The organism is Bacillus sp. SJ-10 (assembly GCF_002843505.1).
Taxonomy (GTDB): domain Bacteria; phylum Bacillota; class Bacilli; order Bacillales; family Bacillaceae; genus Bacillus; species Bacillus velezensis.
This window is the reverse complement of the sequence record NZ_CP025258.1, coordinates 1,335,263-1,355,633: the sequence shown is the minus strand read 5'-3', so window position 1 is coordinate 1,355,633 and position 20,371 is coordinate 1,335,263. Positions and strand designations below refer to the sequence as shown.

Below are 20,371 nucleotides of genomic sequence, written 5' to 3'. Positions count from 1 at the left end.
ACAGGGGAGAATTCAGCACAATGATTGGAAGAATAATTCGTTTATACCGCAGAAGAAAAGGCTACTCTATTAATCAGCTAGCAGTTGAAGCAGGTGTCTCTAAATCTTATTTAAGCAAGATAGAACGGGGGGTTCACTCAAATCCGTCCATCCAATTTCTGAAAAAAGTATCCGCCACCCTGCAGGTGGATCTGACGGAGCTTTTTGATGCCGAAACGATGCTGCATCACATGGGAGACACGGAAGATGAGTGGCGCATCCACCTTGTGCAGGCCGTGCAGTCAGGCATGCCGAAAGAAGAACTGTTCACCTTTACGAACAAACTGACTGAAAAACGCCCGGAGCCCGCACCCTACCGCAACAGAAAACTGACTGAATCCAACATTGAGGAATGGAAAGCGCTGATGCAGGAAGCCAAAGAACTCGGCTTGTCCGTTCAGGAAGTCAGATCATTTTTAGAACGGAAGCGTTACTAATGATATGCTGATGAAAAGGCTTTTATTCGCTTCATGTCTTCATCTCTGTTTATAATGAAAAGAAAAAAGGGGATGAAATGATGACAAAACTTACCGTTCAAACCCGCTGCGGCGCACTGAAAGGAACTGCCGGCCGCGGCGTCCGCACATGGAAGGGCATACCGTACGCGAAGCCGCCCGTCGGAGAGCTCAGATTTAAAGCGCCGGAGCCGCCCGCACCTTGGGACGGCGTAAAACATGCCGACTCGTTCGGGCCGATTTGTCCGCAGCCGGATGATATGCTGTCTATATCGTTTTCCGGAGATATACCGGCTCAATCTGAAGATTGCCTTTACCTCAATGTTTTCGCCCCCGATTCAGAGGGCGAAAAAAAGCCTGTCATGGTATGGATACACGGCGGGGCATTTTATTTAGGTGCCGGAAGCGAACCGCTTTACGACGGATCTGCCCTTGCCGCTGACGGAGATGTCATTGTAGTGACACTCAATTACAGGCTCGGACCGTTAGGCTTTTTACATTTGTCTTCTATTCATGACGCGTATTCCTCCAATATCGGGCTGCTCGATCAGATCGCCGCCCTGCGCTGGGTGAAGGACAATATCTCCGAATTCGGAGGAGACCCGGATAACGTCACGATATTTGGTGAATCGGCAGGCGGCATGAGTATCGCCTCCCTTATGGCAATGCCTGACGCAAAAGGCCTGTTTCATAAAGCCATTTTAGAAAGCGGCGCCTCTCATACGATCCCGGCGGACATGGCAAAAGACATCGCGGCGGCATTTATTCATGAAGCCGGCACTGATCAATTGCAGGAGCTTTCCGTTAATGACCTGCTTAAGACTGCGGATAAAGTGCGGCGCTCACTAGATCAAAACATTTTCCAGCTTTTGTTTCAGCCCGCCATCGATCCGGCCACATTGCCTGCGGAACCGGTGAAAGCCATAGCAGACGGGGCCGCAGAAGGCATACCTATGATCATCGGAACCAATCGTGATGAAGCATATTTGTTTTTCACCCCTGATACAGATATTCATTCCGAGAAAAAGCAGCAAGATTATTTGCATTATCACCTCGGAGAAAACTGCACCGAGCAAGCGGCAGATTTATATCCGCATTCATTAAAGGGACAAATCGATATGATGACGGATCTGATTTTCTGGCGGCCGGCTGTCGCTTTCGCACAAGGACAGTCGCAGCACGCACCGGTCTGGATGTACCGCTTTGATTGGCATGGCGAAACACCGCCGTTTCATAAAGCCGTTCACGCTCTGGAATTGCCGTTTGTGTTCGGAAACTTTGATTCTTTGAGAAAGACGCTGCAAGAACCGCTCGGTGACGACGCAGAACAGCTTTCCAAACAAATCCAATCCGCATGGCTCGCTTTTGCAAAAACCGGAAACCCGAACACCTCTCACTTCAATTGGCCTGAATATGAAACCGATTCACGCGATACTTTGCTTCTCAACACGGATACCGCTGTCGAAAGTGATCCCGATGCAGCAAAACGCCGCATCCTGTTTCAAGCATAAAAAACGCCAAGGGAGCCGGCTCCCTTGGCGTTTCGTTTTCATCTTACTTCAGACATCGCAGAATATCCATTTCCATATTACCCCTGATATGTTATATTCTAACCCAATAAGTTAAACAAACATTCATAAAGGAGTTTTATATGGAGAAATCAAGTATTATCGGCACAGCTGCCGTTATAATCGGGGCGCTTATGACCTTAGTTTCATTTATCTTCCTGCGCGACACTGATTTCTATGCCGTGAGGTGGATAGGGGTTGTTATCATGGTTGCAGGGTTTTCATGCGGGCCGGCCCACACCATTTCAAAACATAAAAACAAACATGAAAAAGAAACCCGGTAACCTTCTTGGGTTTCTTTCATACACTTCATTTTATCTCACTTCATAATGCAACTCCGCAAATTGCTTATAGCGCCTGACATCAGTCAGCTTCAGCCCTGTCTCCCGGTCTCCGGGTTTGAACAAAGAAATTCCGCGGCCGAGCAGAACGGGGGCGATCTGAATGATAAACTCATCGACAAGTTTTTCCTCCAAAACCGGGTGCAGCAGATCACTCCCGCCGACAATCCAAATCCGCTTGCCTTCTTGGCGTTTCAATGCTTTTATAAAATCGGCAGGCTCTTCATGAATAAACCGCACATGTTCAGTGCACCCGGTCAATGTCCGCGAAAACACATAGCATTCTTTACCTTTGTACGGAAATTCCTCAGGCAATAAAACCAATATGTCCTCGTATGTTTTTCTGCCCATGATAATCGTATCGACAGATTCATAGAAAGCTTCATAATCGGTGCCGTCTTCACCTTCAGTTCCGATTAACCAATCTAAAGAGTGATTTTCCCGCGCAAGATAGCCATCTGCGCTGACAGCTCCGTAAAAAACGAGCTTTCTTTGACCGCTCATAAAAATCCCTCCCCCTTTTTTATTATACCTTGAACATGCGGATGAAATGAAAAATGATAGAACCGGATAAAAACCCCTGCTACCGGGTTTTCGTTTCTTCCTGCTTTGGAGATGCTGTTAATATGCCGTCTATCCATCTTCCGGTAATCGGCATAAAGAAATGAAGGATGATCCCGCCTAAACAAACGGTTAATAACGTTCCGATGCCTACCGGACCTTTTAGCATCACGGCCAGTATGAAAAATATGAAGTAAATGACCGTTCTTGAAAAAAAGATGCTTCTCCCGGTTAAATCGCGGACAATTAGCGTTAACCGATCAACCGGGATCGGGGCGAAATTCGTGTGCAGATAGGTTGCGGTTCCTATCCCTATCACAACTAAACCGATTGCAAAACAGCCCGCTTTTCCGTACCATAGTTCAGGCGTTATGACTCGATGCAGAAAAAAAAGCCACATATCAATCCCGATTCCCGTTATAAACGCCGTAATCATCCCTGAAAATTCCGGCCTTTGCCTTTTTAACATTGAATTACAGCAAATTAACAGGAAAGCGATGATGATTTCCCAGCTTCCCACGGTAAGCCCTGCATGGACGGACAATCCCACAATAAGCGCATCAAAAGGCGACGTTCCAAGATCTGATTGAATCGTGACAGAAATACCAAAGGTCAAGATCATGATTCCTAAAACATAAAAAACATATTTCACTTTATCGTCCTCATTTTCTTATTTTATGTTGCAAATACAACAAAATTACGGTATGTTTACTATACGGTATTTTCATTGCAAATACAACAAAAAATCAGCTGATATGATAAATGAAGAAAGGAGCTGTATGACCATGAGTATTCAATTAAAAAAGTGCAGCCTTAACGATATTACAGAGCTCCGGGAGATAAGCATTGAAACATTCAATGATACATTTAAGGATCAAAATTCACCTGAAAATATGAAAGCTTATTTGGAAAATGCATTCCGCTCTGAACAGCTGAAAAAGGAATTATCCAATCTGTCTTCTCAATTCTATTTTGTTTATTATCATGATGACCTTGCGGGGTATATAAAAGTCAACATGAACGAAGCACAGTCAGAAAAAATGGGGGAAGATTCTCTTGAGATTGAGAGAATTTATATAAGAAAAAACCACCAGAAACACGGACTCGGCAAATATCTGCTGAATGAAGCTGTGAAAATCGCAACAGCACACAATAAAAAGAACATCTGGCTGGGCGTATGGGAAAAAAACGAAAATGCAATCGCCTTTTATCAAAAAATGGGGTTTGTCCAAACCGGAGAACACTCTTTTTATATGGGGGATGATAAACAAGTCGACTTTATCATGACCAAAACCCTCTCGTAAAAGGATACAAAAAAACCCGGACAAGGCCGGGTTTTTTCTCTTATTTTAATTTTCCCGCGCGGATATCATCGGTCATTCCTTCGTACGGCGCTTCTGAAATCAGTGCTTCGTTATTGATTCCCGCATTGTTGAGATACGTAATATCCGCAAACTCGGGAACGACATATTTCGGGTACGTTTCATATTTCTCACGTGACTCTTTCATCACGTCAATGTAATCATTTTGGTAGCACACCGTGATTTCCGGATGTTCATGCACCCATTTCGGGAAGAAAATAATCCCGTGCATCCGTTTTTCATTCGGCATAAAGTTTAAGGAAACGTCTGTGCCTGTCGGTTCAGTCCATGACACTTTGTATACGCCTTCTGTCAGCTTGACGATATTCACTTCCTGGTCGCGCACCCAGCGGCCGCCTACCATTCCGCTATGAATCCGATAGTCGATCGTATGATCATTTTTAATATAGATTTCATACTCCCAGCCGTTTTCATACGTGTAAATCATATGGCTTCCGATAAAGTTTTCCATGTTGACTCACTCTCCATATTATTATTGAACTTCATAAATATCTAACCGAATGTCATCCGGCAATCTGACCGCAGCCCCGATAAACAGCCGGTCCTGCAGATGCTGATATGCCTCACTGCTTGTTTCAAACACAGGCACAGTGCGGAAATACACGTGCTCGGGATCAATGATGCGCCCCTCTGCAGCCTGTTGGCGGAACGGTTCACTGACTTGGCGGATGCCGTTGTTCTCTACATAGATGACTTCATGCTCCTCCGTCTCCAGCGCATATCTGGCAGAAAGATCAACCCGGCCGTTCGGACGGATGATCTGGGCATCTGCTCCGCCCGGAAGAACACGTCCCTTTACGGCGCCGCTGACCGTTCCGCCCCGTATCGGAATCAACTGCCTTTTCCCTAATCCAGTCTGCCCCGCAACGATCGGTTCATCCACTTCAATCTGCAGAGACATCACTTTTTTTAAAGAAGGTTCCTTCAAGACGTATCACCTCCCGAGTTATTATGTTTACTTAAACATGTAACTATTTACATGTTTAATTGTAACGCTGTTAAAACGGACTGTCAAATAATGAGCTGTTTCCGGTTATGTTTTACAGTGTTCAATAAAAAAAGACAAGGGCGGCACATGCCGAAACCCTTGTCTTTTTCATTATGCTCATATATAAAAAATGCCAGACGAGCGTCTTTATTAATAATCGCAATCTTTATCTCTGCATTCTTTCTTTCTTACAGCGTCTATTGAGTGCCCCATGATCTTGTCATTTGCCTTATCGTAAATACCATCGAATTTATTCGATGTATCACCGTTGTAATAGCCAAATACCTCTATCCCGCCCATTGGATCTATCTCGTATTTATCTTTAAATGTAACGTTATGTATGCCTTCATAATTCGCTTTGATAAATTTCTCCATTCGTTCTTGCACAATCTTTATCTCTTCAGCCTGAACATTTTTATCATTCATACTCTTCATTATAAAGCCTCCGGCTGCTATAAAAATAACCATGAAGATAATAATGTTTTTTTTCACAGAATCATCCTTTCCATGAGTTATGATGAAGCTCGCGGACTGGAAAAAAATGACCGGTGACATCCGGTGCATTTAGGCGTCTTAAGATTTTTCTTCAGTGTCCACAGAGGATCATATAAGCGGCATTCCAGAGTACTTCTTTATTCCAGCGTCTTTTTTAGTATTCACATTCTTTTTCCTGACATTCGGGTTTCTCTTCCGCATCGACTGACGAAACTCCTATTTCATCATTCGTTTTGTCATAAAGTCCCAAAAATTCTTTTTCCTTATTACCATTCAAGTACCCTCCAATGGAAATTCCTCCCATAGGGTCTATTTTGTAATCGTTATCGTATGTAATGTGCTTTATATTTTTGTAATTAGCTTTTATATAGCTTTCCATTTTATCTTTCGCTTGGATAAAAAGTTCTTGTTCTGCTTCTTTTTTATCATGTTGGTACTTCATGTAGATACTTCCTGACGCTATAGTTATTACAAATATCAGGACAACCATGTATTTCTTCACAGACTCATCCTTTCTTAGATTAAATTTACATCAACCTCAGAGTGTTGTACATGTCTAAAAAACATCAATGTATCAAATATCAGTGATCGAGAATACTTTTATATAAGCATTAGTTAGACTAGCCTAAAGGGTGTGTGAATTTCTAAAAAGTTTATAGTCAGATCTAGATTTAATGAAGTTATGAAGGAGAAGAGAATTCAAAGCCAGAAGGAATTGGCTGATTTAGTTGGTTCAACTGAGGTTATGATAAGCAGATTTAAAACAAATACAAGATATGATATCACAACACTATTCATTATTAACAGAGGATTAAAAAATGTACCTATGAAAAATTTGTTTTATGTCCAGGAGATTAGAGGAAGAGCAATACAACAAAATTAGCCCAGCTCGATTGAGCGGGCTAATTTATCTTGTACAAAGCTTATCTTTACATTCTTCTTTTGGTTCGGCATCAACCGTATATGACAATATTTCTTTATTGCCTGGGTCATATAGACCTTCAAACTCTTTTTTTCCATTAGTATAACCCTTAACACTAATACCGCCCATTGGGTTAATATAGTAATCCTCAGAAAAATGGATATCTTTCACATTTTTATAGTTCGTTGTTAAAAACTTTTTCATATGATTCTGGGCTTCTTCGAATAACGCAATCTCTTTTTCCTTTCGATCATACTGATGCTTCTTAAAAAGTCCCCCAACTGCTATAATTATTAAAATAAGGATAATTATGTACTTTTTCTTTTTCATTTGGAAATCAACCCTTTCCTATAAATAACTGTCGTTCTTAAGTAAACGAAATGAGCGAAAACTTGATATGAATATACTTTCAGCATGTCAAAAGCAAAGCTAACCAATTCAGAATTCATCGCGATTGTTGCTGACAAGTTAAGATTGGAACTTAAAGCGAGTGAAATGCTGATCTGACGTTTTTCCTATCGTTGAGTTATCATGATATTTGTACCGTTAATATCGGAGATACCTCGACAAATGAGACGGTAGAGGCGATTGGTCTCAGGAATAGGTTTGAACTGTATGAGAAACATATCACGAATTTTGTAAGATAATTAAACAAAATAAATACCCACTCATCCCTGATGTGGGTATTTTACCTTTCTTCGGCATTGACCACTGAAATACCTATCTCCTTGTTCGTTGGATCATATATACCGGAAAATTCTTTTTCTTTATTATTATTTATGTAGCCTGAAACTTCAACTCCGCCTGTCGGATCGATATTGTAGTCTTTTGAAAAATGAACTTCCTTTACATTTTTATAGTCTTTTTTTAAGTAATTCTTCATGTGCTCTTGCGCCTCAATCACAAGTTTTTCTTCGTTTTTATGTTTATCATATTGACGCTTCACGAAAAACCCTCCCACTGCTATAATTATAACAATTAGGATAATAATGTATTTTCTCATGCGTATCATCCTTTCGGAACTATTTTACAATATAAGAAAGGTGATGTATATATGCCAAAAGGAAAAGAAATAACCGTCTCTAATGTCACAGATAAAGAATATTACCGTTTGAGTCAAGCAGCTTACCATTATAAAATGTTAGCCCTGCATATGAAATATAAAACTCCTTATAAAATAAGTAAGACGTCATATTGGTACGTTGAGAAAGTGAAGCAGGATTCTGATACGGGTCTTGATGCCTTTGTATTCTCAAAAGGCATCAAGTCCAAAAACGGTAAATGGATAAAATCAAAAAGCCCCGAAAACGTGGTCGTCGCCTTTGCGGGAACCGATATCGGAAAAGACCCGATCAATGACGGCGTAAAAGCGGACGGCGGCAATATTGTTTTCGGAAATAATCCGAAAAAAGAAGTACATTATATTGTAAAAAAAGACGCAAAGGATACATCAAAAACACTCGGGACCTATCACGGAACGCCCTCTCAAGACGCCATGCTCACAACCGGAAAGTATAAGCTGATGACGAAAACATCGCAAATCGATCAAGCTGATCAGCTGGTACGCAGCGTAAAGAAAAAGTATGCCGGAACGTCAACGATTATTTCAACAACCGGCCATTCACTCGGCGGTGCTGAGGCGGAATACAGCGCGGTGAATAATGATGTGTATGCCGTCGCGTTTAACAGTCCTTCCGTCGTGAAGCTGCACGATGAAGAAACACAGAAAGAGATCAACAGCGGCATATATGATCCTTACATCCGGTCAATTATCAATCCGGACGACATGGTCGGGGCAGGTTATTGGAACGAATATGACCGCCACAACGGGACAACGATTTACACGAAAAACCCCTCTCTCTCACAGTTCAGCCGAAAGCAGCGGCTTGATGGGAAATTGAGCGAGCAGATCGGAAAAAATCTCGCTTATTTCTTCACTACCGTCATTCTGAGAAATCCGGATACACACGGCTTAAACGAAGCAAATTTCGTGTTCGACAGAAACGGAAATATCGCAAATCCGAACGGAGATGAATTAGTCTTTGATAAAAACCTCGGCGCTCTTCTGCCGGCCGGTGCAATCGGAAGCGCAGATACAATAAAAGTAACGCCGACAAACGCAAAGAAGCTGGCTGAAAAGGTGCAGGCAATGACTGAGGATTTGCGGACGATGAAAAAAGAAGCGCAAAACGCCTATCAGGAGCACGATGAAAAAATTGCCGAACTGAAAACAGAATTCTACGGTCAAGTCGGACACGGCTTGTATGATCAGCTTCAAGCACAGGACGTGACCAATACCATTGAAGATATTGCGCTATCTTACGATAAAGGCCCGATTTTTTATGACACTCAGGCTGAGCAGGCGTTTATTGATTCTTTGCAGGCGGCGATCACAGACCTTGAAGAGATCGGCGGATTCTTACATAAAATAGCAGACGAATTTCAGGAAAAAGACCAGATGCTCGCAAACTGGTTAAGATGATAGAGGTGGATACATAATGCCGACATTAGACGAACTTTTAGAACACAAGGACGATCCAATGAAGAAAATGCTGCAGCGGCAGATGCTGAAAACAGGGATGACGCAGGCAGCGGGGACAAAACTGGAAACAGTGCGCCGAACGCTGAAACCGACATTCGAAATGGATACGTTGAAAGATGAATTATATGAAGTGTATTCAGCACTATTGAACAGCTTTGAAGGCAAGGCGCAAAAAGCTCTCGCGCAGCGGATCAGTGAAAGTGCGCGGCTGATTGCCGGCACCGAACATAACAGAGACACATTCGTTAACAGTTTCAAAACAAGATAAAATAAAAAAACCTCGCAGATTTATCATCTGCGAGGTTTTTCCTATCGTCTTAACTGAGACGCGCTCGGAGGGATTCGAACCCCCGACAGACGTGGTACCGGAAACCACCGCTCTATCCAACTGAGCTACGAGCGCACGTTTTTTCAATCAGATACCTTTATATTATAATAAAGAAACGCACAGAAAGCAACTCTTTTTTGATAATGCACAACAGGATTATGCAGCGTCCTCATGCAGCATAATCCTGCATCGTATAACGGCATTGATTTTCACAAAAAAACCATTTCAGGCGGACTGCCCCCGGATCGGTACATTTCCAGCCACTTCAGAAAAAGCACGTTTCAGCTTTTTTTCCAAATGTCCTTTAACGTCCAATAGGTGAATTCCTCAACTTTTACGGCGCCTTTCTCAGAAAACAGCTCAATCCCCAATCTGCCTTCATTCGGATAGATACGGCTTGTCATCGTTGTTTCTCCATGATTGGCGAATACTTCAATCGAGGATCTGTCAATAAAGATACGCAGCGCCAGCTTGCCGTTTGTATCCGTCTGCACCCTTCTCACACCGCCTTTCGCTTTCCCCATCTTGGTGCAATCAAGTGTCAGCTTTTTATCCGTCAGATTGTATGTCAGCACAAGTTCTTCTTCGTCAAGGCCGCGAATCTTAAAACCTGCCGTTTCGGCATCAGAATCGTTTATATCAAACACGACTCGGACTTCAAGCAGTTCTTCGGACGTCTTTGCCAAGTAACTCCCTGAAACCGATCGTCCGGCACATTCCCGATATTCCATTTTCCGCAGCTGCTTGGTTTCTTCCACGGGATTCATCAAAAGTTTATGATCATCACGCAAAGTCAGTTCTCGCGGCAAAGTCAGTGCACCGCACCATCCGTCCGCTTTTGTCGGCATCTCAGATTCCCACATATCCATCCAGCCGATGGCAATTCTGCGTCCTTTATCATCTAATAATGTTTGCACGGCGTAAAAGTCATGGCCGTGATCCAGTTCTTTAAAAGCGCCGTGTGTAAATTTGTTTGTTTCATCATGATAGTCACCGATTAAATAACCGGTTTGATGTAAATTTTGATAGGAATCACCGTCCGCCTCGATCCCCTGGGGCGAAATCAGCAGGACATGTTTGCCGCCTAATTCAAAGAAATCAGGACATTCCCACATATAGCCGAGATTACCGTCACTTTGGGCGAGAACCCCCGCGTATTCCCAATCACGCAAATCAGGTGAACGGTATAAAACGACCCGTCCGACGTTTTCTTTTGAGGAGTTGCCGATGACCATATACCAAACATCGCGATGCTTCCATACTTTCGGATCACGGAAATGACGGGCGCTGTCTTCCGGCGGTTCCGCAATAACAGGGTTTTCCTGAAGCTTTTCAAACACGGTTCCATCTTGGCTGACAGCGATATTTTGAGTTTGATAGAATAGGTCTTTCTCTTGATCAATTATATTATGTCCTGTATAGATGAGGGCCAATCTTCCATGATCATCGACCGCGCTTCCCGAAAAACAGCCGCTTTGGTCGAATTCATCCCCCGGAGCTAAGGCAACCGGCAGGTGCTCCCAATGAATGAGATCTTTACTTTTTACATGTCCCCAATGCATCGGCCCCCAATGCTCATCATACGGATGATGCTGAAAAAAGACGTGGTATTCTCCTTTAAACTGAATAAGCCCGTTCGGATCATTGATCCAATTCGCCCGGGGCATAATATGGTACCCCAATCGATATCTTTGTTTCACTTTACCTTCGGCTTCCTTCAAAGCTTCTTCCGCCTGCTGAATTCTATCCATTTGTAACATCCTCTCTATCCGATTTTTTGCAGACGCTGGACACGCCTGCTGTTTTGTTTCGGGCCCAATAAAGTAAATATGGAAATGACGGTAAAACCGAAGACGACGATTCCCATGATGAGATAGGTTTGACGGAACCCCGCACTGTCATATAATCCTCCCGCAAGCGGCGACAGAATCGACGCGCCTGCCTGAGATGCGAATTGAAAACCGACGAGATAAAGGACGGACGACAGACGCGTATCAAAATTGGCAGCCAAATATTTAAAAACAGCGATCAGCATAATCGGCAATTCCAGTGCGTGGATGAGTTTCATTGATGAAATGCCTACAGGCTCAACTGCAATTCCCGACCCGACGATGCGGAAAGCCATTAAAAACCCCGCTAAAATCAAACTGTTTTTCGCCCCGAACTTATTGACGATAAAAGGCGCAAGAAACATCATGCCGGCCTCCAAAAACACTTGGAATGAATTAAGATAGCCGAATACTTGGTTACCCGTCGACACTGAAGGAAACAAAGACGCATAGTAGATCGGGAACTGCTGATCATATACGCCGTAAATGCAAGTCACCCCGATAATGTACATCATAAAAAACCAGAAATCTCTTAGTAAAAAGAGCCGCCCCACATCTTTTAACCGGACCGAATCCGCTCTGTTTTTCTCATGATCGGTCATTTCTATTTTTACAGACATGATGATGGCCGTTAATATGACGGCTGAAACAGACGCGATCCAGAAGTTGATATTGGGATTGATATTGAAAAGCTGACCTGCAAAAAATGCAGCCGCCGCCCAGCCCAGCGAGCCCCACATTCTAGATTTTCCATACTCGAAATCATATTTACGGCTGACCTTTTCAATGTACGTTTCAATCGCGCCTATCCCCGCCAAAAAAGCGGCTCCCAAATATAAGCCTCCGACAACGGCGCCAAGAAAGACGTTATATTGTAAAAGCGGCCCATAGACGAAGATATAAAACGGACCCGTGAATATGAGAAGACAGCTGATCATAAACAATATCTTTTTCTTCAGCCCCAATTTGTCAGAGATAAAACCGTAAAGAGGCTGCATGCACAGGGCAAATACGGCGTTTACAGAAAAGATAATGCCTGTCGCTGATCCGTTTAAATTGATTTCCTGCCCTAACCAAATCGCAAATAAAGAATAGCTGGAAGACCAAGTAAAAAAGAAAAAGAAGAAATAAGCACTCAGTTTCCAATACAGACTTTTTGAGCTTTTCATTTGCACCGCTCCTTTAATAGGGCCTTTTAATAGCCGTTTTAGAGCCGCATACTTCCTTCTTCATTTTCATCACATACATGCGAGCTCCGAGTAAGCGCTTACTTTACATCGCTGCTTGATTCTTTCACTTCATTGCCGCCAGCCATCTCTCCATACCCGTCACTTCCCCTCACTCCATAAATAAAGCGCTTTCAAAGAGAATTGTATGTCAACCGGTTTCATATGTCAATCGGTTGACATAAAATTTTCTGATTATTTACCAAACAAAACGCACCCTCTTTGTATGAAAACAGAAACATGGAATGTCCTTGCACATGTCAGCCTGATTCTCTAAAATAAGTGCGTGACGGAAATTGTAAGCCATTTCAGTAAGCAGGAGGGCACGGGAATGAAGCCTAACATTCATGATGTTGCGAAAATAGCGGGAGTTTCATCTACAACCGTTTCGCGGGTATTAAATAACCGCGGCTATATCAGCGAAAAAACAAAAGAAAAAGTGTACAAGGCGATGGAAGAAATCAATTACTTTCCAAACGATCTGGCCCGCTCTTTATTCCGAAAACGAACCAATTTAATAGGACTTATCATCCCAAACTCCAGCAACCCGTTTTTCGGCGAACTCGCCTTTCATATTGAAAGCATTTGTACGTCCATGGGCTACAAACTGCTGCTTTGCAACAGTTTACATCGAAAGGATAAGGAAGAAAAATATTTGGAGATGCTGATAAGAAACCAAGTGGACGGCGTGATCGCCGTGACTTACAACCGGGGAATTCTCAATTATCACAAGCAAAATCTGCCGATTGTCGCCATTGATCATTACTTATCGGACACGATCCCCGTCGTCGGCTCAGACAACTATGACGGCGGAAAAAAGGCGGCAGAACTGCTGATTGAAAAAGGGTGCCGGCACATCGTCCATATCAACGGCCCGCTTGAACTCGAGACACCGGCAAACCTCAGAAGAAAAGCATACGAAGACGTCATGCACGAACACGGACGGAAGCCTATTACATATGAAGTACCCTTTTATCAGCATTACCATGACATTATTTCAACATTATTCGATGAACAGCCTGACACCGACGGAATTTTTGCCAGCGATGATATCATGGCGGCTGCCGTGATGACTGAGGCCAAAAAACGGGGAATAGACATCCCGAATCAATTAAAAGTGATCGGTTATGACGGCACTGAAACCGTTCAATCGGTTCTGCCGGACTTGGCAACCATCCAGCAGCCGATTGAATTGATTTCCAAAACAGCCATCGAGATTTTAGCAAAAGAAATTGAAGGCGAATTTGATGATTTGCCGCTGGAAACGTATTTGCCGGTACGGCTTTTGGAAGGGCGGACAACGTAGTCAGACCCTTCAGCCGTACGTAGCGACGCGATTGCGGTCTATTTTGAGCGCTCCGGCCATATCATTTTCTCAAGCGCCGGTGCTGATCATCCTCATTTCCACTTTGCTGTTTGAACTTTTTGTTTTATGGGAAAAATGGTGTTAGAAGAAAAGGTTGGCATTTTGGTCAGCGTTTTGTTTGACCTTTATTGACCAAAAATGTATCATGTAAATACATACTTACCTAAAAGGTGAAGGAGGAGCATTATGAATTTAATACCTACAGTCATTGAACAAACGAACCGCGGAGAAAGAGCTTATGACATTTACTCCCGTCTTTTGAAGGACCGTATTATCATGCTTGGATCTGCGATTGATGACAACGTTGCGAACTCCATCGTGTCACAGCTTTTATTCCTTGAAGCGGAAGACCCTGAAAAAGATATTTCCATTTACATTAACAGCCCTGGCGGATCAATCACTGCCGGTATGGCAATCTATGATACAATGCAGTTCATTAAACCGAAAGTATCCACGATCTGCATCGGTATGGCCGCTTCTATGGGAGCATTTTTACTTGCAGCCGGAGAAAAAGGCAAACGTTACGCGCTTCCTAACAGTGAAGTTATGATTCACCAGCCGCTTGGCGGAGCGCAAGGACAGGCGACAGAAATTGAAATCGCGGCAAAACGCATTCTCTTGCTTCGCGACAAATTAAACAAAGTGCTTGCTGAACGTACCGGCCAGCCGCTTGAAGTCATTGAGCGCGATACAGACCGCGACAACTTCAAATCAGCTGATGAAGCCTTAGAATACGGCTTAATCGATAAAGTGCTGACACGCAATACAGAAGACCAGAAGTAATGCCCAAAAAACCTGCAAGAGATGATGTCTCTTGCAGGTTTTTTTCACTCTCTGATGCTTTTTAAAACCTTTCCCCTATACTGCTTCCATTCTTCCTTCAACAGCTCAAACGACAATTCACCGGTTTGCCTCACAACCAGATCAGCACCAAGCATCGACTGTTCACGCCCGACACCGACCGCGAACATCCCGGCAGATTTAATTGCAGATATTCCTGCTTCAGCATCTTCTATTGCCGCGCAATCAGCCGTGGAAACACCGAGCAGCGCTGCAGCTGTTAAAAAGATTTCGGGATCAGGCTTCCCCTTCGCAAGAGCCGCCGGGTCAACAATGGCTTGAAAATCATCGATAATCGCCAAACGTTTTAAGATCGCGCGGGCATTGCGGCTTGAAGATGCTAACCCGATTTTTATATGTTCATTTTTTAATTCACAAAGAAGCCTGCCGATTCCCGGCAAGAGATCTTCCGGCGTCAATCTGCTGATCAACGTTTGATAATATTGGTTTTTTTGATGCAGCAGTTCTTGTTTCTCCGCATGTGTAAACCTTTTTTCCGCTCCGCCAAAGATCAGTATGCTTTCCAGTGACTCTTCCCGGCTGATTCCTTTTAGGCCTTCATTCACATTCCTGTCAAAGGGAATATCAATTTGTTCTGCGATGTGCTTCCAAGCAAGAAAATGATATTCCGCAGTATCTGTTATCACTCCGTCTAAATCAAAAATAACCGCTTTCATATGCTGATGCCCATCACAGCTTCATAAGGTTTGAGGCTGATACTCTTCAAGTCAGCCGGCTCCTGCGGATAGTTCGAAATCAGGATTTTCCAACGCTCATGGATCAGTTCCGGAGGCGCTTCGAACTGGGCCTTGTCTTCCGACAAATTCACAACGACGAGAAGCTTTTTCCCTTGATATTTACGGATATAACAATAGATTTGCGGATCATCTTCCAGCAGCAGCTGATAATCTCCGTATACCATGATCTTATGTTGCTTTCGTAATTGAATGAGCTTCTGATAGTAATAGAAAATTGAATCTTGATCTTCCAAGGATTCTTTCACATTGATTTCTTGATAGCGGGAATTGACCGCTAACCAAGGGTCTCCGGCTGTGAATCCCGCATGTTTTCCGGCATCCCACTGCATCGGTGTTCTCGCGTGATCCCTTCCTTTTATCATCACGGCTTTGACAAACTCTTTTTCTGTCATCGTCTTGTTTTCGATGACTAGTTCACGGTATGCATTTTTTATTTCAAGATCGTCATACATCTCCAGCGGCATATCACTGTTGACCATGCCGATTTCTTCTCCCTGGTAAATAAACGGTGTGCCTTTCATCCCGTGGAGAACCGTTGCGAATGCTTTCGCACACTGTTTTCGCAGCTCACCGTCATTGCCCCAGCGGGAAATCACCCGCGGCTGATCGTGGTTCTCAAAATACAAGGTATTCCAGCCGCTATTCATCAACCCGGTCTGCCACCTTGTCATCGTTTGTTTTAAAGCAATCACATCAAACGGCTTGATCTGCCATTTCCCATTTGGCGAGTTTTGTTCTGTATCGATATCCATATGTTCAAATGTAAAGATCATATTCAGCTCTTGCCTGCCTGCATCCGTATATTTTTTCGCCTCTTCAATATCAGAACCGTTTGCCTCTCCGACTGTCATGCAGTCGTAATGAGAAAGCACTTCCCTGTTCATCTCTTGAATAAATTCATGCAGGCGGGGGCCGTTAGAGTGATAACGGCCGACAATAAAGTTTTTGCTGTTATCTGTTTCATAGTCCGGAAAATCGGTGTGCTTGGAAATGGAGCCGATCACATCCATCCGCCAGCCGTCAACGCCTTTATCCATCCAGAACTTCATCAGATCATACACTTCCCGGCGAACGGCTTCATTTTCCCAATTTAAATCAGGCTGTTTTTTCGAAAAGTAGTGCAAATAATACTGTCCTGTCCCTTCATCGAACGTCCACGCCGAGCCTGAAAAAATCGATCCCCAATTATTCGGCTCAGAACCGTCCGATTTCGGGTCTTTCCAAAAATAATAATCCCGGTAAGGATTGTCCTTCGACTTGCGGCTTTCAGCAAACCAGGTATGTTCATCCGACGTGTGGTTCACGACCAGATCCATGATGATTTTCATTCCGCGCTGATGCACTTCATCAATTAACTGAAACATATCTTCATTTGTTCCGAATTTTTCGTACATGTTTCTGTAGTCACTGATGTCATAACCGTTGTCATCCTGCGGAGAATCAAACACGGGCGACAGCCAGATCACATCCGCGCCAAGTCTTTTGATATAATCAAGCTTTTTGATAATGCCTTGTAAATCCCCAAATCCATCTCCATTGGAATCATAAAAACTGCGCGGGTAAATTTGATACACTACAGCTTCTTTCCACCATTCACTCATCAGGCATTCTCCTTTCACATCGTTCATTCAGCACCATCGGTTCTCCATAAACTGTGATGGACACCGGTTCTCCTTTGACAAGCTCAAAAATGGCGCGCCTTTCTTCGACCGTCACCTTGATCAAGCGGTTTCGATAATTGATATGGAACGAGTAACCGTCCCATTCATTCGGCAAAAATGGGGTGAATGAGAGCGTTCCTTTTAAAGTACGCATGCCGGCAAACCCTTGGACGATCGCCAGCCAGCTTCCCGTCATTGAAGTAATGTGAAGGCCTTCCTCCGTATCGCGATTGTAATTGTCGAGATCAAGCCTTGCTGTACGCTTATATAATTCAAGCGCCTTCTTTTCCATCCTCAATTCGGCAGCGAGCACCGCGTGAATGGAGGGCGATAAGCTTGATTCATGAACCGTCATCGGTTCATAAAATTCATAGTTGCGGCGTTTTTCGTCTATAGAGAAACGGTCAGGAAATAAATAAATGCCTTGCAGCACATCGGCTTGTTTAATAAAGCCGGAGCGGAGGATTTTGTCCCATGACCAATTTTGATAAAGAGGCCGTTCAGCTGGATCTAATTCGTCAACTGATTGCAGGTCTTTGTCCAAAAATGTGTCATGCTGAACGAAAATTTCCAGTTCTTCACTATACGGATAGTACATGTGCCGGATGATTTCTCTCCAGACTTTCAATTCTTCTTCCTGCACATCCAGAAGGCGGCGTTTCTCCGCTGAGATCCTTTCGAGACTTTGCAGAGTATAATCCAACGTCCAAGCCGCAATGACATTCGTATACCAATTGTTGTTAACGTTGTTTTCGTATTCATTCGGCCCTGTGACGCCATGGATCATATATTTGTTTTTCCGTTTTGAAAAATGGACACGGCCGGCCCAAAACCTGCTGATCTCAACAAGAACATCTATACCGTATTCCTCCATATAGGCGCGATCGCCTGTATATTGGACATAATTGCAGATCGCATAGCAAATCGCGCCGTTGCGGTGGATTTCTTCAAACGTAATCTCCCACTCATTGTGGCATTCATCTCCGATAAACGTCACCATCGGATAAAGCGCCCCCTTCATCCCCAGCTTGGCGGCGTTCCGTTTGGCAGCCTCCAAATGATGATAGCGGTACAAAAGCAGGTTTTTCGTGACTTCCGGCTCGGCTGTCGCCAAATACATCGGAACGGCATACGCCTCGGTATCCCAATAGGCGGCACCGCCGTATTTTTCGCCTGTAAATCCTTTCGGTCCGATGTTCAAACGGGCGTCTGCCCCGTAATATGTCGAGAATAACTGAAAGATATTGTAGCGGATGCCTTGCTGAAGTTCCTCATCTCCCTTTATCTCTATATCCGCTTTTGCCCATCTTTCCTTCCACTTGGCAATATGCTGCTGTCTCGCTTCTTCATAACCTTGCTTAAGAATAGCCGCCAAAAGCTCCTCCCCTTTCGAAGTAAGCTCTGCTTCTTGAACATCGCGTGAAGTCGTGACAACAATAAACTTTTTCAATGAAGCTTTGTTTTGGTAGCTGAAGCGATTTTCAGCATACATGCCGGAAGTTTGAAAGCTTTGACTGACACAGCCTTCTGTCAAATTTCCCATTAAGGCGGAGACGGTGAAACGCGGCGTTCCGAACGGATTGTCGAGCGTTTTTGCCGTTATGTGCCCGCGGCGGTAATCCGCTCCTGTCTCTTTTTCCTGCCAAAACCGCTCTTGATAGTTTGAATCTTCGTTTACAACATTGCCATCAAGATAAGGAACAAGCGTAATAACGGCGTCCCCTGTCAGACACTCCGCTTCATAATGAATCGCACATAGCTCTTTTGCGGCCAGGCTAAGAAATCGTTCTGATTTGATTCGCACGGTTTTATCCTGAATACGGACAACAGCGCTCCTCCTCAGAATTCCTTCTTTCATATGAAGCTCTAACTCAAATGATTCGAGTCGGTTTTGATAGAGATCGACTTTTTCACCGTCAACATACACATCTATACCAATAAAATTCATCGCATTGATCACTTTTCCGAAATAGTCCGGATACCCGTTTTTCCACCAGCCTACCCGCGTTTTGTCAGGGAACCACACGCCCGCAATATATGTGCCTTGATGGCTGCCGCCTGAATACCCCTCTTCAAAATTCCCCCTGATGCCCATATAGCCGTTGGCAAGAGAAGTCAGGCTTTCCTGCAGCCGTATATACTCTTTTTGAAATGTATTGGTTTTGATTTTCCATTCATCAATCTCAAACAACCGCTGATTTATCATGTCTTCCTCCCGAATGAACATTTTCATTATGACGGCGGGTTTTGGCCATATATCTGAATAAAAAAGCAATCATCAACGTGACGCCGCATGTATGAACCATTAATACAGTAATCAAATCAAAGCGGATCAGCCCGATAGCAGCTGCCGCGAATGCAGGCAGAGCCGATGCGCATATCGCTGCAGAAGCAGCTTCCTTACATGACGCGATATCGATCATTTTTGATAATTTTGCCATCCAGATGCCTCCCGCAAGCACAGCTGTAAAAAATAGCTGGATCAAAAAAATTACTGCGCACCCCAGCATCATGATCATCGGCTTATACTGTGCCAGCCACAATTGACCGATAACAGCCTCCGTTTCATATACGCCCGGGTCCGTAAGCCTGGCGTCCGCTTTCCCATAGCGAACTGAAAACCCCATTCCGTTTTGGTCGGTAATAATCAGCCGGTCAGGCTGGAATATGACCGCGTTGTCATATCCTTTTACACGCAAACGCCCATTTTCACCGTTTGGTTTCCATTCATGCTCCATATCGACTGCCAGCAGATGGTTGCCCTCTTCAATTTGATCAAAACGCTGTCCGCCTGTCAGTTTTCCGTTCCTGATTTGAATACCGTTTAATTGTTCGGCAAAACGATCATTCACTGCAGAAAGCGCCGCAGGCATAACCAATTTGAGGCTGAAGCGGTCCATTTTCAAAAACGACATCGTAAACGGCGCCATAAGGCAGGACGTCAAAAACATAAAGAGAAAGGAGAGCTGAAGCCAGCTGAATGTTTTCCCGTAACGGCAAATACCTGACGGAGACACCGACGCTTTAAGACTGCGGATCATAAAGCTTTCATTTTGCACATTCTTCATTG

22 protein-coding genes, 1 tRNA gene and 1 pseudogene are annotated in these 20,371 nt (G+C 43.9%); 9 read left to right on the top strand and 15 right to left on the bottom strand.

Going from position 1 to position 20,371, the window contains the following annotated elements:
- The first annotated feature begins 20 nt into the window (after positions 1–20).
- The 3 genes from slrR (at position 21) to CXL14_RS06795 (ending at position 2,346) form a co-directional block, all read left to right on the top strand.
- Complete coding sequence (slrR, locus tag CXL14_RS06805) at positions 21–476, top strand: HTH-type transcriptional regulator SlrR (protein ID WP_007407395.1); 456 nt, start codon at positions 21–23, stop codon at positions 474–476.
- Positions 477–556: 80 nt separating this feature from the next.
- Positions 557–2,005 carry a carboxylesterase/lipase family protein gene (locus CXL14_RS06800; RefSeq protein WP_032863899.1) on the top strand — a complete coding sequence of 483 codons (1,449 nt, stop codon included), beginning with the start codon at positions 557–559 and terminating at the stop codon, positions 2,003–2,005.
- 140 nt (positions 2,006–2,145) lie between these two features.
- Entirely contained in the window at positions 2,146–2,346 is a 201-nt protein-coding gene (locus tag CXL14_RS06795; protein WP_014418938.1) for a hypothetical protein, read from the top strand.
- Positions 2,347–2,376: 30 nt separating this feature from the next.
- Here CXL14_RS06795 and CXL14_RS06790 read toward each other — a convergent pair whose 3' ends face one another.
- Together CXL14_RS06790 and CXL14_RS06785 are read right to left on the bottom strand one after the other, a co-directional pair.
- On the bottom strand, positions 2,377–2,907 hold the full coding sequence (locus CXL14_RS06790) for a dihydrofolate reductase family protein (protein WP_014418939.1): 531 nt from the start codon (positions 2,905–2,907) through the stop codon (positions 2,377–2,379).
- Positions 2,908–2,986: 79 nt separating this feature from the next.
- Positions 2,987–3,616, bottom strand: coding sequence for a YczE/YyaS/YitT family protein (locus CXL14_RS06785; protein WP_014305880.1), 630 nt, complete (start codon positions 3,614–3,616; stop codon positions 2,987–2,989).
- Between the two features lie 133 nt (positions 3,617–3,749).
- Here CXL14_RS06785 and CXL14_RS06780 point away from each other — a divergent pair, with 133 nt between their 5' ends.
- Positions 3,750–4,268 carry a spermidine/spermine N(1)-acetyltransferase gene (locus CXL14_RS06780; RefSeq protein ID WP_021495236.1) on the top strand — a complete coding sequence of 173 codons (519 nt, stop codon included), beginning with the start codon at positions 3,750–3,752 and terminating at the stop codon, positions 4,266–4,268.
- A 40-nt stretch (positions 4,269–4,308) separates the two neighbouring features.
- On the opposite strand, the gene CXL14_RS06775 is transcribed toward CXL14_RS06780, so the two are convergent.
- The 5 genes from CXL14_RS06775 to CXL14_RS06750 all read right to left on the bottom strand — a co-directional run bounded on the left by CXL14_RS06775 (position 4,309) and on the right by CXL14_RS06750 (position 7,081).
- Positions 4,309–4,797, bottom strand: a complete 489-nt coding sequence (locus CXL14_RS06775; protein WP_007407400.1) for a phenolic acid decarboxylase — start codon at positions 4,795–4,797, stop codon at positions 4,309–4,311.
- A gap of 21 nt (positions 4,798–4,818) precedes the next feature.
- Complete coding sequence (locus tag CXL14_RS06770; RefSeq protein WP_014418941.1) at positions 4,819–5,274, bottom strand: DUF3237 domain-containing protein; 456 nt, start codon at positions 5,272–5,274, stop codon at positions 4,819–4,821.
- 210 nt (positions 5,275–5,484) lie between these two features.
- Positions 5,485–5,769, bottom strand: a complete 285-nt coding sequence (locus CXL14_RS06765) for a DUF1433 domain-containing protein (protein WP_014418942.1) — start codon at positions 5,767–5,769, stop codon at positions 5,485–5,487.
- 214 nt (positions 5,770–5,983) lie between these two features.
- Positions 5,984–6,271, bottom strand: a complete 288-nt coding sequence (locus CXL14_RS06760; RefSeq protein ID WP_014418943.1) for a DUF1433 domain-containing protein — start codon at positions 6,269–6,271, stop codon at positions 5,984–5,986.
- A 465-nt stretch (positions 6,272–6,736) separates the two neighbouring features.
- Positions 6,737–7,081: a DUF1433 domain-containing protein gene (locus CXL14_RS06750; protein ID WP_014418944.1), complete on the bottom strand. Its 345-nt coding sequence runs from the start codon at positions 7,079–7,081 to the stop codon at positions 6,737–6,739.
- Between the two features lie 66 nt (positions 7,082–7,147).
- Here CXL14_RS06750 and CXL14_RS20150 point away from each other — a divergent pair.
- Positions 7,148–7,258: pseudogene (locus CXL14_RS20150) on the top strand (sporulation transcription factor Spo0A); the annotation flags it as partial.
- Positions 7,259–7,439: 181 nt separating this feature from the next.
- Here the strand turns inward: CXL14_RS20150 and CXL14_RS06745 are convergent.
- Positions 7,440–7,754, bottom strand: a complete 315-nt coding sequence (locus CXL14_RS06745; RefSeq protein WP_014418946.1) for a DUF1433 domain-containing protein — start codon at positions 7,752–7,754, stop codon at positions 7,440–7,442.
- 51 nt (positions 7,755–7,805) lie between these two features.
- Between CXL14_RS06745 and CXL14_RS06740 the strand changes: the two genes are divergently transcribed.
- The gene (locus CXL14_RS06740; protein ID WP_089072463.1) at positions 7,806–9,233 is read left to right on the top strand and encodes a lipase; all 1,428 of its coding nucleotides are present in this window, start codon (positions 7,806–7,808) and stop codon (positions 9,231–9,233) included.
- 16 nt (positions 9,234–9,249) lie between these two features.
- Complete coding sequence (locus tag CXL14_RS06735) at positions 9,250–9,561, top strand: hypothetical protein (protein ID WP_007407407.1); 312 nt, start codon at positions 9,250–9,252, stop codon at positions 9,559–9,561.
- Between the two features lie 59 nt (positions 9,562–9,620).
- Here CXL14_RS06735 and CXL14_RS06730 read toward each other — a convergent pair.
- From CXL14_RS06730 to CXL14_RS06720, 3 genes are all read right to left on the bottom strand, one after another.
- A tRNA-Arg gene (locus CXL14_RS06730) sits at positions 9,621–9,696 on the bottom strand.
- 206 nt (positions 9,697–9,902) lie between these two features.
- The gene (locus CXL14_RS06725) at positions 9,903–11,372 is read right to left on the bottom strand and encodes a glycoside hydrolase family 32 protein (RefSeq protein WP_088056409.1); all 1,470 of its coding nucleotides are present in this window, start codon (positions 11,370–11,372) and stop codon (positions 9,903–9,905) included.
- Between the two features lie 14 nt (positions 11,373–11,386).
- Entirely contained in the window at positions 11,387–12,619 is a 1,233-nt protein-coding gene (locus CXL14_RS06720; RefSeq protein ID WP_007613980.1) for an MFS transporter, read from the bottom strand.
- Positions 12,620–13,007: 388 nt separating this feature from the next.
- On the opposite strand from CXL14_RS06720, the gene CXL14_RS06715 reads away from it, so the two are divergent.
- Complete coding sequence (locus CXL14_RS06715; RefSeq protein WP_029325818.1) at positions 13,008–13,982, top strand: LacI family DNA-binding transcriptional regulator; 975 nt, start codon at positions 13,008–13,010, stop codon at positions 13,980–13,982.
- 246 nt (positions 13,983–14,228) lie between these two features.
- Positions 14,229–14,825 carry an ATP-dependent Clp endopeptidase proteolytic subunit ClpP gene (gene clpP, locus CXL14_RS06710; RefSeq protein WP_003151513.1) on the top strand — a complete coding sequence of 199 codons (597 nt, stop codon included), beginning with the start codon at positions 14,229–14,231 and terminating at the stop codon, positions 14,823–14,825.
- 44 nt (positions 14,826–14,869) lie between these two features.
- On the opposite strand, the gene pgmB is transcribed toward clpP, so the two are convergent.
- The 4 genes from pgmB to CXL14_RS06690 are packed head-to-tail and all read right to left on the bottom strand — an operon-like array spanning position 14,870 to position 20,369.
- Entirely contained in the window at positions 14,870–15,559 is a 690-nt protein-coding gene (pgmB, locus tag CXL14_RS06705) for a beta-phosphoglucomutase (protein ID WP_022553835.1), read from the bottom strand.
- The gene (locus CXL14_RS06700; RefSeq protein ID WP_088056408.1) at positions 15,556–17,241 is read right to left on the bottom strand and encodes a glycoside hydrolase family 13 protein; all 1,686 of its coding nucleotides are present in this window, start codon (positions 17,239–17,241) and stop codon (positions 15,556–15,558) included. The genes pgmB and CXL14_RS06700 overlap by 4 nt, the downstream gene beginning before the upstream one ends.
- Positions 17,234–19,507, bottom strand: a complete 2,274-nt coding sequence (locus CXL14_RS06695; RefSeq protein ID WP_088056407.1) for a glycoside hydrolase family 65 protein — start codon at positions 19,505–19,507, stop codon at positions 17,234–17,236. Before CXL14_RS06695 ends, CXL14_RS06700 begins: the two co-directional genes overlap by 8 nt.
- Positions 19,485–20,369 carry a DUF1189 family protein gene (locus tag CXL14_RS06690; protein WP_014418953.1) on the bottom strand — a complete coding sequence of 295 codons (885 nt, stop codon included), beginning with the start codon at positions 20,367–20,369 and terminating at the stop codon, positions 19,485–19,487. Before CXL14_RS06690 ends, CXL14_RS06695 begins: the two co-directional genes overlap by 23 nt.
- Positions 20,370–20,371 lie beyond the last annotated feature (2 nt).

Coding starts and splice junctions, on each gene's coding strand:
- slrR (WP_007407395.1), top strand. CDS start 21: ATGATTGGAAGAATAATTCGTTTATACCGCAGAAGAAAAGGCTACTCT.
- CXL14_RS06800 (WP_032863899.1), top strand. CDS start 557: ATGACAAAACTTACCGTTCAAACCCGCTGCGGCGCACTGAAAGGAACT.
- CXL14_RS06795 (WP_014418938.1), top strand. CDS start 2,146: ATGGAGAAATCAAGTATTATCGGCACAGCTGCCGTTATAATCGGGGCG.
- CXL14_RS06790 (WP_014418939.1), bottom strand. CDS start 2,907: ATGAGCGGTCAAAGAAAGCTCGTTTTTTACGGAGCTGTCAGCGCAGAT.
- CXL14_RS06780 (WP_021495236.1), top strand. CDS start 3,750: ATGAGTATTCAATTAAAAAAGTGCAGCCTTAACGATATTACAGAGCTC.
- CXL14_RS06775 (WP_007407400.1), bottom strand. CDS start 4,797: ATGGAAAACTTTATCGGAAGCCATATGATTTACACGTATGAAAACGGC.
- CXL14_RS06765 (WP_014418942.1), bottom strand. CDS start 5,769: ATGAAGAGTATGAATGATAAAAATGTTCAGGCTGAAGAGATAAAGATT.
- CXL14_RS06760 (WP_014418943.1), bottom strand. CDS start 6,271: ATGAAGTACCAACATGATAAAAAAGAAGCAGAACAAGAACTTTTTATC.
- CXL14_RS06750 (WP_014418944.1), bottom strand. CDS start 7,081: ATGAAAAAGAAAAAGTACATAATTATCCTTATTTTAATAATTATAGCA.
- CXL14_RS06745 (WP_014418946.1), bottom strand. CDS start 7,754: ATGAGAAAATACATTATTATCCTAATTGTTATAATTATAGCAGTGGGA.
- CXL14_RS06740 (WP_089072463.1), top strand. CDS start 7,806: ATGCCAAAAGGAAAAGAAATAACCGTCTCTAATGTCACAGATAAAGAA.
- CXL14_RS06735 (WP_007407407.1), top strand. CDS start 9,250: ATGCCGACATTAGACGAACTTTTAGAACACAAGGACGATCCAATGAAG.
- CXL14_RS06725 (WP_088056409.1), bottom strand. CDS start 11,372: ATGGATAGAATTCAGCAGGCGGAAGAAGCTTTGAAGGAAGCCGAAGGT.
- CXL14_RS06720 (WP_007613980.1), bottom strand. CDS start 12,619: ATGAAAAGCTCAAAAAGTCTGTATTGGAAACTGAGTGCTTATTTCTTC.
- CXL14_RS06715 (WP_029325818.1), top strand. CDS start 13,008: ATGAAGCCTAACATTCATGATGTTGCGAAAATAGCGGGAGTTTCATCT.
- clpP (WP_003151513.1), top strand. CDS start 14,229: ATGAATTTAATACCTACAGTCATTGAACAAACGAACCGCGGAGAAAGA.
- pgmB (WP_022553835.1), bottom strand. CDS start 15,559: ATGAAAGCGGTTATTTTTGATTTAGACGGAGTGATAACAGATACTGCG.
- CXL14_RS06700 (WP_088056408.1), bottom strand. CDS start 17,241: ATGAGTGAATGGTGGAAAGAAGCTGTAGTGTATCAAATTTACCCGCGC.
- CXL14_RS06695 (WP_088056407.1), bottom strand. CDS start 19,507: ATGATAAATCAGCGGTTGTTTGAGATTGATGAATGGAAAATCAAAACC.
- CXL14_RS06690 (WP_014418953.1), bottom strand. CDS start 20,369: ATGAAGAATGTGCAAAATGAAAGCTTTATGATCCGCAGTCTTAAAGCG.